At 51.5% G+C, this 13,062-nt stretch carries 8 protein-coding genes, 19 tRNA genes and 2 rRNA genes; 22 read left to right on the forward strand and 7 right to left on the reverse strand.

Annotated elements, in window-relative coordinates; translation table 11 throughout:
• Positions 1-100 precede the first annotated feature (100 nt).
• Both NZD86_RS20770 and NZD86_RS20775 read right to left on the reverse strand, forming a co-directional pair.
• Positions 101-3,040 (reverse strand): 23S ribosomal RNA (locus NZD86_RS20770).
• A gap of 336 nt (positions 3,041-3,376) precedes the next feature.
• Positions 3,377-4,908, reverse strand: a 16S ribosomal RNA gene (locus NZD86_RS20775).
• Together the 16S and 23S rRNA genes form the textbook arrangement of a ribosomal RNA operon.
• Positions 4,909-5,284: 376 nt before the next feature.
• On the opposite strand from NZD86_RS20775, the gene NZD86_RS20780 reads away from it, so the two are divergent.
• From NZD86_RS20780 to NZD86_RS20875, 20 genes are all read left to right on the forward strand, one after another.
• On the forward strand, positions 5,285-5,494 hold the full coding sequence (locus tag NZD86_RS20780; RefSeq protein ID WP_268043965.1) for a hypothetical protein: 210 nt from the start codon (positions 5,285-5,287) through the stop codon (positions 5,492-5,494).
• A gap of 285 nt (positions 5,495-5,779) precedes the next feature.
• Positions 5,780-5,855: transfer RNA gene (locus tag NZD86_RS20785), tRNA-Lys, on the forward strand.
• A gap of 5 nt (positions 5,856-5,860) precedes the next feature.
• Positions 5,861-5,935, forward strand: a tRNA-Thr gene (locus NZD86_RS20790).
• A 1-nt stretch (position 5,936) separates the two neighbouring features.
• Positions 5,937-6,012: transfer RNA gene (locus NZD86_RS20795), tRNA-Thr, on the forward strand.
• Positions 6,013-6,031: 19 nt separating this feature from the next.
• A tRNA-Trp gene (locus tag NZD86_RS20800) sits at positions 6,032-6,107 on the forward strand.
• 9 nt (positions 6,108-6,116) lie between these two features.
• Positions 6,117-6,191 (forward strand) — tRNA-Gln (locus tag NZD86_RS20805).
• A gap of 2 nt (positions 6,192-6,193) precedes the next feature.
• Positions 6,194-6,270 (forward strand) — tRNA-Arg (locus NZD86_RS20810).
• Between the two features lie 5 nt (positions 6,271-6,275).
• Positions 6,276-6,352 (forward strand) — tRNA-Pro (locus tag NZD86_RS20815).
• Between the two features lie 22 nt (positions 6,353-6,374).
• Positions 6,375-6,457: transfer RNA gene (locus tag NZD86_RS20820), tRNA-Leu, on the forward strand.
• 3 nt (positions 6,458-6,460) lie between these two features.
• A tRNA-Ala gene (locus tag NZD86_RS20825) sits at positions 6,461-6,536 on the forward strand.
• 3 nt (positions 6,537-6,539) lie between these two features.
• Positions 6,540-6,614, forward strand: a tRNA-Asn gene (locus NZD86_RS20830).
• A gap of 4 nt (positions 6,615-6,618) precedes the next feature.
• A tRNA-Thr gene (locus NZD86_RS20835) sits at positions 6,619-6,694 on the forward strand.
• 2 nt (positions 6,695-6,696) lie between these two features.
• Positions 6,697-6,771: transfer RNA gene (locus tag NZD86_RS20840), tRNA-Glu, on the forward strand.
• A gap of 67 nt (positions 6,772-6,838) precedes the next feature.
• Positions 6,839-6,913: transfer RNA gene (locus NZD86_RS20845), tRNA-Gly, on the forward strand.
• Between the two features lie 105 nt (positions 6,914-7,018).
• Positions 7,019-7,092 (forward strand) — tRNA-Gly (locus tag NZD86_RS20850).
• Between the two features lie 4 nt (positions 7,093-7,096).
• Positions 7,097-7,171 (forward strand) — tRNA-Val (locus NZD86_RS20855).
• A gap of 49 nt (positions 7,172-7,220) precedes the next feature.
• A tRNA-Glu gene (locus tag NZD86_RS20860) sits at positions 7,221-7,295 on the forward strand.
• Between the two features lie 5 nt (positions 7,296-7,300).
• Positions 7,301-7,394, forward strand: a tRNA-Ser gene (locus NZD86_RS20865).
• 3 nt (positions 7,395-7,397) lie between these two features.
• Positions 7,398-7,474, forward strand: a tRNA-Asp gene (locus tag NZD86_RS20870).
• An 8-nt stretch (positions 7,475-7,482) separates the two neighbouring features.
• A tRNA-Ile gene (locus NZD86_RS20875) sits at positions 7,483-7,559 on the forward strand.
• 239 nt (positions 7,560-7,798) lie between these two features.
• Here NZD86_RS20875 and NZD86_RS20880 read toward each other — a convergent pair.
• Complete coding sequence (locus NZD86_RS20880; protein ID WP_268043966.1) at positions 7,799-9,022, reverse strand: hypothetical protein; 1,224 nt, start codon at positions 9,020-9,022, stop codon at positions 7,799-7,801.
• 584 nt (positions 9,023-9,606) lie between these two features.
• Between NZD86_RS20880 and NZD86_RS20885 the strand changes: the two genes are divergently transcribed.
• The gene (locus NZD86_RS20885) at positions 9,607-10,065 is read left to right on the forward strand and encodes a hypothetical protein (protein ID WP_268043967.1); all 459 of its coding nucleotides are present in this window, start codon (positions 9,607-9,609) and stop codon (positions 10,063-10,065) included.
• 78 nt (positions 10,066-10,143) lie between these two features.
• Positions 10,144-10,929: an SDR family NAD(P)-dependent oxidoreductase gene (locus tag NZD86_RS20890; RefSeq protein WP_268043968.1), complete on the forward strand. Its 786-nt coding sequence runs from the start codon at positions 10,144-10,146 to the stop codon at positions 10,927-10,929.
• Between the two features lie 79 nt (positions 10,930-11,008).
• Here the strand turns inward: NZD86_RS20890 and NZD86_RS20895 are convergent, their stop codons facing one another.
• From NZD86_RS20895 to NZD86_RS20910, 4 genes are all read right to left on the reverse strand, one after another.
• Positions 11,009-11,455: a chemotaxis protein CheW gene (locus tag NZD86_RS20895; RefSeq protein ID WP_268043969.1), complete on the reverse strand. Its 447-nt coding sequence runs from the start codon at positions 11,453-11,455 to the stop codon at positions 11,009-11,011.
• Between the two features lie 185 nt (positions 11,456-11,640).
• On the reverse strand, positions 11,641-12,027 hold the full coding sequence (gene gloA2, locus NZD86_RS20900) for an SMU1112c/YaeR family gloxylase I-like metalloprotein (protein WP_268043970.1): 387 nt from the start codon (positions 12,025-12,027) through the stop codon (positions 11,641-11,643).
• A gap of 38 nt (positions 12,028-12,065) precedes the next feature.
• Complete coding sequence (locus tag NZD86_RS20905; protein ID WP_268043971.1) at positions 12,066-12,677, reverse strand: hypothetical protein; 612 nt, start codon at positions 12,675-12,677, stop codon at positions 12,066-12,068.
• A gap of 71 nt (positions 12,678-12,748) precedes the next feature.
• Complete coding sequence (locus tag NZD86_RS20910; protein ID WP_268043972.1) at positions 12,749-12,985, reverse strand: VOC family protein; 237 nt, start codon at positions 12,983-12,985, stop codon at positions 12,749-12,751.
• Positions 12,986-13,062: the final 77 nt, after the last annotated feature.

Consider the following 13,062-nt stretch of genomic DNA (forward strand, 5'->3'; position numbering starts at 1 on the left):
TACCTTAAACGATACTTCTCCCTCGGTTTCGCCCTATGTACCGCAGCTTTCGCTACAGTTTGTGGTCCTTGCTTCTGAACTATGGAACAACCTCTCTGTTCTGGTGAAGCCCTCGACCGATTCGTATCTGTCCGCTCCACGTATCACTACGCTTCCACTCCAGACCGATCTACCTTGTCTTCTTCAAGGGGTCTTACTCCGTTATCCGGATGGGATACGTTATCTTGAGGCTGGCTTCGCGCTTAGATGCTTTCAGCGCTTATCCTTTCCCGACTTGGCTACCCAGCTATGCTTCTGGCGAAACAACTGGTACACCAGCGGTCGGTTCATCCCGGTCCTCTCGTACTAAGGACGAACCCTCTCACGTATCCTGCGCCCGCGGCAGATAGGGACCGAACTGTCTCACGACGTTCTGAACCCAGCTCGCGTACCGCTTTAATGGGCGAACAGCCCAACCCTTGGGACCGACTTCAGCCCCAGGATGCGATGAGCCGACATCGAGGTGCCAAACCTCCCCGTCGATGTGAACTCTTGGGGGAGATCAGCCTGTTATCCCCGGGGTAGCTTTTATCCGTTGAGCGATGGCCCTTCCACTCGGTGCCACCGGGTCACTAAGCCCGACTTTCGTCCCTGCTCGACCTGTCCGTCTCGCAGTCAAGCTCCCTTTTGCCTTTACACGCACCGCGCGATTTCCATCCGCGCTGAGGGAACCTTTGGGCGCCTCCGTTACTCTTTTGGAGGCGACCGCCCCAGTCAAACTGTCCACCTGACACTGTCCCCGAACCAGCTTATGGTCCTAGGTTAGAACACAAGTACCTCAAGGGTGGTATCCCAACGCCGACTCCACTCAGGCTGGCGCCCAAGCTTCTCTGTCTCCCACCTATCCTGTACATGACGTACCCGTATCCCATATCAAGCTACAGTCAAGCTCCACGGGGTCTTTCCGTCTAACCGCGGGTAACCTGCATCTTCACAGGTATTACAATTTCACCGGGTCTCTCGTTGAGACAGCGCCCAAGTCGTTACGCCTTTCGTGCGGGTCAGAACTTACCTGACAAGGAATTTCGCTACCTTAGGACCGTTATAGTTACGGCCGCCGTTTACTGGGGCTTCAATTCGGAGCTTCGGTTTCCCTAACCCCTCCTCTTAACCTTCCAGCACCGGGCAGGCGTCAGCCCCTATACTTCGCCTTTCGGCTTCGCAGAGACCTGTGTTTTTGCTAAACAGTCGCTTGGGCCTTTTCACTGCGGCTTCTCTCGAAGCGCCCCTTCTCCCGAAGTTACGGGGCCATTTTGCCGAGTTCCTTAACGAGAGTTCTCCCGCGCGCCTTCGTGTTCTCCACGCGCCCACCTGTGTCGGTTTCCGGTACGGGCACCACTTCACTCACTAGAGGCTTTTCTCGGCAGTGTGACTTACAGGACTTCGCTACTGTTCTTCGCTCCCCATCACAGCTCACGCTTCACAGAATGCGGATTTCCCTACACTCCACGCTCACTGCTTGGACGGCCTCTTCCATCCGGCCGCTTCCTTCAGCCTCCTGCGTTACCCCTTCGCTCAAACGCTCCGCGGTGGTACAGGAATTTCAACCTGTTGTCCTTCGACTACGCCTTTCGGCCTCGCCTTAGGTCCCGACTTACCCTGGGCGGACGAGCCTTCCCCAGGAAACCTTGGGCTTTCGGCGGACAAGATTCTCACTTGTCTTTTCGCTACTCATACCGGCATTCTCACTTCCATCCGCTCCACCATGCCTTCCAGCACAGCTTCCCCGCAAATGGAACGCTCCCCTACCATGTTTCCATCCATAGCTTCGGTGTCTGGTTTAGCCCCGTTACATTTTCCGCGCAGCGGCACTCGACCAGTGAGCTATTACGCACTCTTTAAATGGTGGCTGCTTCTAAGCCAACATCCTGGTTGTCTGTGCAACGCCACATCGTTCCCCACTGAACCAGTACTTTGGGACCTTAGCTGTTGGTCTGGGCTGTTTCCCTCTTGACCACGGGTCTTATCACTCGTAGTCTGACTGCCAGGTTCTTCGACAAAGTGGCATTCGCAGTTTGACTGAGCTTGGTAACCCTCGCGGGCCCCGCACCCAATCAGTGCTCTACCTCCACTTCTCATTCCCTGACGCTAGCCCTCAAGCTATTTCGGGGAGAACCAGCTATCTCCGGGTTCGATTGGAATTTCTCCCCTACCCCCAGTTCATCCCCTGGCTTTTCAACGCCAGTGGGTTCGGGCCTCCATGCGGTGTTACCCGCACTTCACCCTGACCAGGGGTAGATCACCCGGTTTCGGGTCGATGACGACAAACTGATTCGCCCTGTTCAGACTCGCTTTCGCTTCGGCTTCGGCTCCTTCGCCTTAACCTTGCTTGCCATCATCACTCGCCGGTTCATTCTACAAAAGGCACGCCGTCACATGTCATGCATGCTCCGACTGCTTGTAAGCACACGGTTTCAGGTTCTATTTCACTCCGCTCCCGCGGTCCTTTTCACCTTTCCCTCACGGTACTATCCGCTATCGGTCGCCAAGGAGTATTTAGCCTTAGGAGGTGGTCCTCCCAGATTCCCACGGGATTCCTCGTGTCCCGCAGTACTTGGGGTCTGTATCACTTTCCACAATCCATTTCAGTTACCGGGCTCTCACCGTCTATGGCCGGCCTTCCCATGCCGTTCTCCTATGGATTCTTTCCAGTTGGTTCCCTGCAGGTCCCCACTTACAGCCCCTCGACCCCGCATACGCATCGACTGCAGTCTGTACCACGTATACGGTTTAGGCTTCTCCGCTTTCGCTCGCCACTACTTACGGAATCGCGTTCGCTTTCTTTTCCTCGAGGTACTTAGATGTTTCAGTTCCCTCGGTTGCCTCCGCACAGCTATGTATTCACTGTACGGTACTAGCGCTTCACACTAGCAGGTTTCCCCATTCGGACATCCACGGATCAATGCTCGCTTACAGCTCCCCGTGGCATTTCGGTGTTCGCCCCGTCCTTCTTCGGCTCTTGGCGCCTAGGCATCCTCCGTGCGCTCTTTCTAACTTCACCGTTTTTGACGTCCCTCAGCTTACGCCTCGGTTCATCTATACTTCCCGGTTACGTTAACCTGTTACTGGCATTTCGGTTACCGGTTTTACTTCATTCGAGGTTGTTCCATATTCAGTTGCCAAGGTACCTACGCCTTCCAATATGCTGCGGATTTCATCGTTGGTCGTCCTCAGACTCGCTCACGTACAAAACAGTACGCTCACTCCTCTTCGTCCGCCCGTCTCGATCTCCTTGCATCTTGTAGCACGCCTTGAGTTTGCTTCCACCTCATCAAGAGGCTTTGGCTCCCTCAAAACTAAACACATTCCCACGACCTGAAAGGGTGTTTCTCCGTAGAAAGGAGGTGATCCAGCCGCACCTTCCGATACGGCTACCTTGTTACGACTTCACCCCAATCATCAACCCCACCTTCGGCGGCTGGCTCCGATACAGGTTACCTCACCGACTTCGGGTGTTGCCGACTCTCGTGGTGTGACGGGCGGTGTGTACAAGGCCCGGGAACGGATTCACCGCGGCATGCTGATCCGCGATTACTAGCAATTCCGGCTTCATGCAGGCGAGTTGCAGCCTGCAATCCGAACTACGAACGGCTTTTTAGGTTTTGCTCCACCTCGCGGCTTCGCTTCCCGTTGTACCGCCCATTGTAGCACGTGTGTAGCCCAGGACATAAAGGGCATGATGATTTGACGTCATCCCCGCCTTCCTCCGACTTACGCCGGCAGTCACCTGTGAGTCCCCACCATTACGTGCTGGTAACACAGGTCAAGGGTTGCGCTCGTTGCGGGACTTAACCCAACATCTCACGACACGAGCTGACGACAACCATGCACCACCTGTCACCTCTGCCCCGAAGGGAAGGTACATCTCTGCACCTGTCAGAGGGATGTCAAGCCCTGGTAAGGTTCTTCGCGTTGCTTCGAATTAAACCACATGCTCCACTGCTTGTGCGGGCCCCCGTCAATTCCTTTGAGTTTCAGTCTTGCGACCGTACTCCCCAGGCGGAGTGCTTATTGGGTTTCCTTCGGCACTGGGGTGTGTCCCCCAACACCTAGCACTCATCGTTTACGGCGTGGACTACCAGGGTATCTAATCCTGTTTGCTCCCCACGCTTTCGTGCCTCAGCGTCAGTCACTGTCCAGCAAGGCGCCTTCGCCACTGGTATTCCTCCACATATCTACGCATTTCACCGCTACACGTGGAATTCCCCTTGCCTCTCCAGCACTCAAGTTGCGCAGTTTCCAGAGCAATCCCAAGGTTGAGCCTTGGACTTTCACTCCAGACACACGCAACCGCCTACGCACGCTTTACGCCCAGTGATTCCGGACAACGCTTGCCCCCTACGTATTACCGCGGCTGCTGGCACGTAGTTAGCCGGGGCTTCCTCACTCGGTACCGTCTCACAAGGAGCTTTCCACTCTCCTTGCCTCTCTCCCCGAGCAACAGAGCTTTACAACCCGAAGGCCTTCTTCGCTCACGCGGCGTTGCTCCGTCAGGCTTGCGCCCATTGCGGAAGATTCCCTACTGCTGCCTCCCGTAGGAGTCTGGGCCGTGTCTCAGTCCCAGTGTGGCCGGTCACCCTCTCAGGTCGGCTACGCATCGTCGCCTTGGTGAGCCGTTACCTCACCAACTAGCTAATGCGCCGCGGGCTCCTCTACCAGTGATGCATTTGCATCTTTCAATTCACGAAGATGCCTTCGCGAATGTTATCCAGCATTAGCACCCGTTTCCGAGTGTTATTCCAGTCTGGTAGGCAGATTGCCCACGTGTTACTCACCCGTCCGCCGCTAACCCCGAAGGGTTCGCTCGACTTGCATGTATTAGGCACGCCGCCAGCGTTCGTCCTGAGCCAGGATCAAACTCTCAATAAATGTTACTGGCGTTTCGCCAGAATGTTATCCGTTTGTCGCGACAACCGAAGTTGTCTCGACTGAAACTTTCAGGCGTGGTGTGTTTAGTTTTCAAGGAACCAAATCCGTCATGAACACAGTCGTTATCGTTGACCGCATGATGGCGGGTTGTAATCACCGCTGCTTCAGCGGCGTCGCCTATCATAACATGCCTGTCCAAGGCACGTCAACACCTATTCGCTAAAATATTTCATCGTACTTTTGCATGGCTAGGGTTTGGGCTCGTACCAACTGACACAATGTATCGTAAGCGTGTGGACGTTTCAGAAGCGAAAAGGCTCTTTTCTACGCTTCTCTTATGAACATTTTGATGATGAGAAACGATTCCTATATCTGAGTGCCCCTGATGGTGTTTCCGGTGATCTGTGTGTATAGCAAGATCGATGCTGACGCGTTTGGCATTGCAGTTTACACATTTATAGCGAACCGGACACAACGCGCAGTCTTCAGACAAGGTCCGAGAACCGCCATTCGTGCCGACTCGTCCGTCTGGCAAAGACCGGGCATGCGGTGGATAGGTTACTTCTCCGGAGCCGAGATTCGCTAACTCAGGTGATAGCGCAGAGTTGTCGCGTTAAGCATCCGAAGGGCGGGATCGTAAATGCGAATCACTTGTCATTCGTGTTGGACCGGATTCGGTAAGCGGATCGGTGGATGTGGATTGGGGAATGTGGCAGATCGAGTTGGTAAGAACGTACGCTTCGGCATTTAATGTAGAAAGAGTTCACGTTAAATTGTGCGAGGTATTTTCCAGCAACTTTTTTCGTTGATTTTCTTGACTTGAGTAATGGGAACGTGTTAGATTCCATTGTGCGAATTCGATTGATATCGAGAGCCATTAGCTCAGTTGGTAGAGCACCTGACTTTTAATCAGGGTGTCGCTGGTTCGAGTCCAGCATGGCTCACCATGTATGCCACCTTGGCTCAGGGGTAGAGCGGCTCACTCGTAATGAGCAGGTCATCGGTTCAAATCCGATAGGTGGCTCCAGGCCAGCGTAGCTCAGTTGGTAGAGCAACTGACTTGTAATCAGTAGGTCGCAGGTTCGACTCCTGTCGCTGGCTCCATGGATCGTACAATAGTTGTAGGGGCGTAGTTCAGCTGGTAGAACGGCGGTCTCCAAAACCGCATGTCGTGGGTTCAAGTCCTGCCGCCCCTGCCAAAATCGTATTGGGGAATAGCCAAGCGGTAAGGCAACGGTTTTTGGTACCGTCATGCGAAGGTTCGAATCCTTCTTCCCCAGCCAATGTGCCCTTAGCTCAGCTGGATAGAGCGTTTGACTACGAATCAAAAGGTCGGGAGTTCGAATCTCTCAGGGCACGCCATATTTCGGAGCATAGCGCAGCTTGGTAGCGCGCCTGCCTTGGGAGCAGGAGGTCGTGGGTTCGAATCCCGCTGCTCCGACCATGAACACCTTCTTATTAGACATCCCGAAGTGGCGGAATTGGCAGACGCACACGACTCAAAATCGTGCGGGAAACCGTGCCGGTTCGACTCCGGCCTTCGGGACCACGTGGGGGTATAGCTCAGCTGGGAGAGCACCTGCCTTGCAAGCAGGGGGTCATCGGTTCGAATCCGTTTACCTCCACCATATTCCTCGATAGCTCAGCGGTAGAGCATCCGGCTGTTAACCGGAGGGTCGTAGGTTCGAATCCTACTCGGGGAGCCAATTTGCTTCCATAGCTCAGTCGGCAGAGCGCATCCATGGTAAGGATGAGGTCACCAGTTCGACCCTGGTTGGAAGCTCCAGCGGCCCCATGGTCAAGCGGTTAAGACACCGCCCTTTCACGGCGGTAACGCGGGTTCGAGTCCCGCTGGGGTCACCAGGTTCCCTTTCGGGTCCTATTGACATAGGGTGTACAATCCCAGTATATTGGACGCGCAGTTTATTGTGCGGAAGTGGCTCAGGGGTAGAGCATCGCCTTGCCAAGGCGAGGGTCGCGGGTTCGAATCCCGTCTTCCGCTCCAGAAAAAGCGCAAGACAGGATTCTCACCCAAGGGTTCCCCCCTTTCGGGGGCTAGGTTAATTGCCGCGGGCACTTAACCGTCGGAATCCCGTCTTCCGCTCCATATGCGGGTGTAGTTTAATGGCAGAACGTCAGCTTCCCAAGCTGAGAGCGAGGGTTCGATTCCCTTCACCCGCTCCATTATGCGGTTATAGCTCAGAGGGAGAGCACCACCTTGACACGGTGGGGGTCATAGGTTCAATTCCTATTAACCGCACCAACAAGCGTAAAGGGCGGCACAGGTAAATCGCTTAGCCGCTTACGCGTTTGGCCCTATCGTCTAATGGTTAGGACGCCGCCCTCTCACGGCGGTAATAGGGGTTCGAATCCCCTTAGGGTCACCATTTATGGAGTGATGGCCGAGTAGGTCGAAGGCGCTCGCCTGCTAAGCGAGTATACGGTCAAAAACCGTATCGAGGGTTCGAATCCCTCTCACTCCGCCACTTGGAACTGTGGTGTAGAGGCCTAACATGCCTGCCTGTCACGCAGGAGACCGCGGGTTCGAATCCCGTCAGTTCCGCCACTATTTTTGGGCCCATAGCTCAGCTGGCTAGAGCGCACGACTGATAATCGTGAGGTCGGAGGTTCGAGTCCTCCTGGGCCCACCATATGGTTAAATAGCAGAGAAGATTATCTCTGCTATTTTTGTGCTCAATGTTTCAATGTCCATTCAACCATAAATTCGCCTAAAATATCGCAAACAGAATACACACAGTCGTCGGCTGCTCCGCAACCAAACTTAAGGAACATACCCTGCGATGGTCCTGTGGCAACCGCTTGGACCTCAGTTATTCCTTGTAATTAAAAGCAATCTGACTCACCTTTCATCCCCCAGATCAATGTTTTACTACATTTGAATCGATTTCACCTCAACAGTTGTCGGTTCATATGCATATGGGCCATCGAATTCAATCGCCATGTACACACCCACCAAGTCATCGGGCAGAGCGGGTGCGACCTGGAATGTGAATCGCATGCTTGATCCACCACCACCACCTGACCTAAACTCACTACAAATGCTGTCCCGAACAACTAGACGTGGCCTCGACCAATTTTTCAGTTCTGTTTTCCTGGCGGGATCGACCAGGATGTCAAGTTGAACCAAACTACAGTTTTCGTACTGCTCCATTTGACTTACCCTAAAATGCATGCCCTGACTATAAGTGTATCGTTCAGGATACACAATCCCTTGAGGATTTCTTGGCCCTATGGGCTCAACGTACTCTCCATACGTACCCATTCTGTTCACGGCACTGAGATACCGGTTTAACCATTTCGGATGTACATCCAATCGCTCTGCCAATCGTTCGGCCTCTGAACCACTCAGTACCTGTCCCGTGTGACCCAGTAACGTTTTACGATGTTTGAGCAACTTAATAATCTCTTCGTCACACAAACGAAACTCATTATTGTATAGCGGGTTATGGTTTCTGCTTCTTCGCTGCTGTTTTTCATTATTTTTAAACGGATCATTTTCAGATGGTGTCAGTTCGACACTCCCACATGTCTCGGTAACTTCATAACTGGTTATCTGAGCACCTTGAAAGGAAACCTCAAAATTAATTGCACTCAAATCTTCTGGGAGCCTGGGTATAGCGACAAACGCCGCGTGTATGTTCGGACCCTCATGTCGCCAGTGGGTTTGATATGTGGTACATTCCACCCCAATGACATGCATTTGCACTTTTGGCGGCCGAATACCCTCCCCGTGAAATCGTTGGACATGCGGGTTAGAGTTGGAAATGACCATATGCAACACACTACAAACCTCATACTGTTCAACATGTGTAATACAAAAATGAATACCATCCTGAAAAGTGTTGCGAACGACTGGAATGACGGTCTGTAGCGTGACCACGCTCGGAAACTGAATCTCGTATTGGTACTTCTTTATCGCATCCATTAAACTCAAGAACTGAAACAACCATATGGGGTTGAGATCAAGCTCTTTGGCCCATTGGGTCAGTGGTTCATCCTCTTTCACACCAACCTCACCGCCCGCCATGGTATGTCGCTTTTGAATCAACCCTATTATCTGTTCATCTAATCCCGGAATTAGATTAGAATCCACGCGAAACCACCCCCTACGGAGAGTTAAGGTGCATTGATTAGCATTTATTGTAACAAAGGAGAGGCTCAGTTGTATTAGGGGCCATATTACTTCTATCAAACTCGTCCTATTCCGTACGTGGGTCGTATCTACAGAATTCGATTTATTCGGACACAAACAAATCCGGCTATACCCATCTCCTTGACTATCGAAACCGGTATCGAACTAACGGCGTTGAGCACGTAAGACTTCTAAGCCAAAGCCTCACCACGTACCGCCAAAATTATACAAGCAGTGATCAGTTCAATCACGGGACCTTCTGTCGAAAAACTAAACGCCGTTCCTGTCCAAATAGCTCACGCGGATTCATCACGGAAAAATTGACGATACTAGAGAGAGTCCTGTTTTACGTTGGTAAAAAGGTGTGTTTAATGTGACACTATTCTTCCTTGTGATCATTGCGTGGGTTACCCTAATTTGTCGCATTTGCCAGCCTCACTGGATGGTGGTTTTCCAAGTTAGGCAGGAGAAAGGTGTGGGCGAGTTAATGGTCTATGATAGCCAGTTCAATAGGAATGAATGGGCTGTAATTGCGGGGATGATTGTTGGGCTTATCCTGGTGTTTTGGTTGCCCCGCCGATTCTCCACCAAAAAAAGCCATCATCTATTTTTTGATTGGAGCAGGCTTTGGATTCTTTTTCGATCACAGCCTAAGCACCATACCCGTCGACTTTTACGATATTAACGACTCGTCAAAGTTCACGCCAATTGATGTCATCAAATATTGGATGTACGGGCCTGTTGGATATCTTTTCTTTTACATGTATGACGTTCTCAAGGTTAAACCCGCCTACAGTCCAATTTACATATTCGCTTGGGCGCTCCTTTCCCTTGGCCTCGAATGGCTGTCCTTCTCGCTTGGCATTTTTCACTACAAGCACGGATATCGGCTGGGGTATTCGTTTCCTATTTATCTATTAGTAAATAGTATTTGGGTCATCCTGTACTATCTCGTTCAAAATGCGAATGACTATCCTGCGCCGGATCGACAAAGCAGAACGTAGAGAAGCCCGTCAACAGCCCATCGACTTGTTTCTGTTAGCCAAATAGCGGAAAATGCCATGTGAAAAGAGGCGATTCAAATGTCGGAGAAGTTATTATCAGGTGTTCACGCCCTCGTCACAGGGGCATCCAGCGGTCTGGGTTATGCGATGGCCCATGCACTCCTCCAAGAAGGGGCTACCGTGGCCATTTCATCTCGCTCCGGCGAAAAACTCTCCAGCGCTGTAAAGCGCCTGCGAGATCAGGGGCTGGACGCACACGAGTTAGCCATGGATGTTCGATCCGCCGAAAGCATCGAATCGGCAGCTGACTGGGTGAAATCCAACTGGGGTAATGTGAATTTCCTTGTGAACAACGCCGGCATCGGAATGCGTACTGTAAACGAACGGTTCATGTTTGAACCGCAACCGTTTTACGAGGTGTCGCCGGAGGGATTTCGGGATCTGATCGATACAAATTTGACGGGGTATTTTCTCGTGTCACGCGCTTTTGCGCCAATGATGGTGGCACAGGGCTCTGGACGTATCGTCAACATTTCCATGAATCACGAAACCATGCGCCGTAAAGGTTTTGTTCCGTACGGTCCGTCGCGTGCTGGAGCAGAATCGTTATCTTACATTATGGCTGAAGACTTACGTGATACGGGTGTGACGGTCAACATGCTGCTTCCGGGTGGAGCCACTCTCACGGGTATGCTCCCTGAGGCATACGCTCAACGGTTTAAGTCGATGCCAAATATTCTGTCACCGGAGATCATGGCCCGCCCCATCGTGTATCTTGCTTCGCCTCAGGCCGAAGGAATTACAGGTGAGCGCATCGTGGCTGTGGAATTCGACAAGTGGTTGAAAGAGCACGGGGAAGGATGAATTGATTTACCCTAATGTGCAGAAAAGCATGCCCGGCACCAGGTCGGGCATACTGCTTTAGAATAACGTCGCTATCTTCTTAAATTGCAACTTCAGTAGCTTCGGTTGCTTCTTGCTTGACAATTTCACCAACGTTGAAGATGGCTATGACAGACCCATCAAGGTTGATTACGCCCGACAGATAATCATTGTGGGCTCCCTCTCCCATTTGCGGCGTGGACTGGATGGATTCATCACTGATATCGATCACGGTAGTCGCCGAGTCCACCAGCAAACCGCAGACTACTCCATCAATGTCGGCGACGATAACTCTAGATTCCTTGGTTGGTTCGATCGCTTCCATTCCTAGCAATTGCCGCGCATCAATGACTGGAACAAATTCGCCTCTTAGATTCATTAAGCCCTTAACAAACTCTTTGGTCCCTGGTACCGGTGTCGTACGAACTAAAGGCTCAATCGATTTTACAGTCAATACCTCAACAGCGTACTTTTCTTCGCCTAATTCAAAAATGATGTATTGGCTCAATGTAATCCTCCTAGTAGATACGTCTATCGCAGTGTAATCCCAGCAGTTTTGCATCCTCTGATTTGCCTAAGTTTGCCTCTTTGAAGACCTGTATCTATAGTAATCTAATTCGACCTACTTAGACAGCATTCGACGAATATTGAACTGAATCATCTATCCGAATGTACAGGTAACTGGATTACAATTCACTTCTCGTACAGTTCGAGAGGGAGCTTGTCCGGGTCCTCGAAGAAAGTAAATCGTTTGCCCGTCACAGCGTCGACTCGTATCGTCTCGACCACAATCCCCTTCTCTTCCAACTCTGCAACTGCTTGCTCGATATCGTCCACTTGAAAGGCAAGATGTCTGAGGCCCAGTGCCTCTGGATAGCTCGGCCGCGCGGGACGATCCGGAAATGAGAAGAGCTCAATTTGGTCGCCATTAGTGAGTCTCAAATCAAGTTTGTAGGACTGCCTTTCCGCGCGGTATGTCTCCTCAATGATTTGCAAACCCAGTACATTTGTATAGAACGCTTTTGATCTCTCATAATCCGAGCAAATAATGGCCACGTGATGGATTCGATTCAGTTTCATCCTAGGACAAACCCTCCTGCTAGAAATGTCTGTGGCAACTAATTCCTTATAACTGGGTTGCCAACTGGTTGTAGATGAGTCATTACTCCAGACGGAAACGAAGCATTGCCAGACGCTGAACCGACCACGAGTACGATGTATGTGTGCCCTTGCTCGAAGTAAAACTGAGTAATCCCCGGTAATTCGTCCCACTGAAAGTAAATGCGGCCTGATTTCGTCGTCTTTTTGACCCAAGGAACTGGCTTCATGCCAGAGGAACTGCCTTCCGATACAAGTACACCCTTTGATTGTCTTTCCGTCTCCCAGGTCGATGGACTCTGTGATTCTTGCCTAAAGTCGAATGTTTCTGGACTATCCGGCTTTGCAAACATCATATTGCCGATAGAATCCCATCCCATAAGCCTTGGATTGGCAGTACCGATTCCCCCTGTGAGAATATACACTTCGTGATCCAGCGGTTCTTGAGAAACACTGTACTGATTTAAATCGGAATGAATGGTGTTCATTGTAGCGCTGTCAAAGTTGTCATTCGGGAGCACGTAATTCTTGTCGGGCTCTTGAGACGTCGCATGCTCCGCCCAAATCTGATACAGTCCCCACACGGCGATTGCGAGAATGACTGACCACATCAACTGGGTACGTCTGACCATGCTATCCCCCCTTAGCGACCTCCGAATACTTATATCTGCGCACATCCCCCACCGCCCTCTACTCAGGCGGTTTATCCGACAAATAACGTAGGATCATCCACAAAACAGATGGGATTTCCAAAGAGATCCTTGGCATAAAAGCACCGTTCGCCCCACGGTTGAATTTTAATTGATGCATCTACCTGACACTCTGTTTGTAGCATGCGGGTGTGGAAGGCGTCGAGATCGGAAACAGCGAAATACACATTGGTCCGGATTCGGACTCGCATCGAAAGCGTCTCCGTCTGCATGTGGGTCAAAGCAGGCAAGAATTGTGCCACCACAGTCAAACTAGTGCCGTCCAGGGGACACCCTCTTGCCTTGAATGCCAAAGACAAACGCGTAA

Source organism: Alicyclobacillus dauci (assembly GCF_026651605.1).
Lineage (GTDB): Bacteria > Bacillota > Bacilli > Alicyclobacillales > Alicyclobacillaceae > Alicyclobacillus > Alicyclobacillus dauci.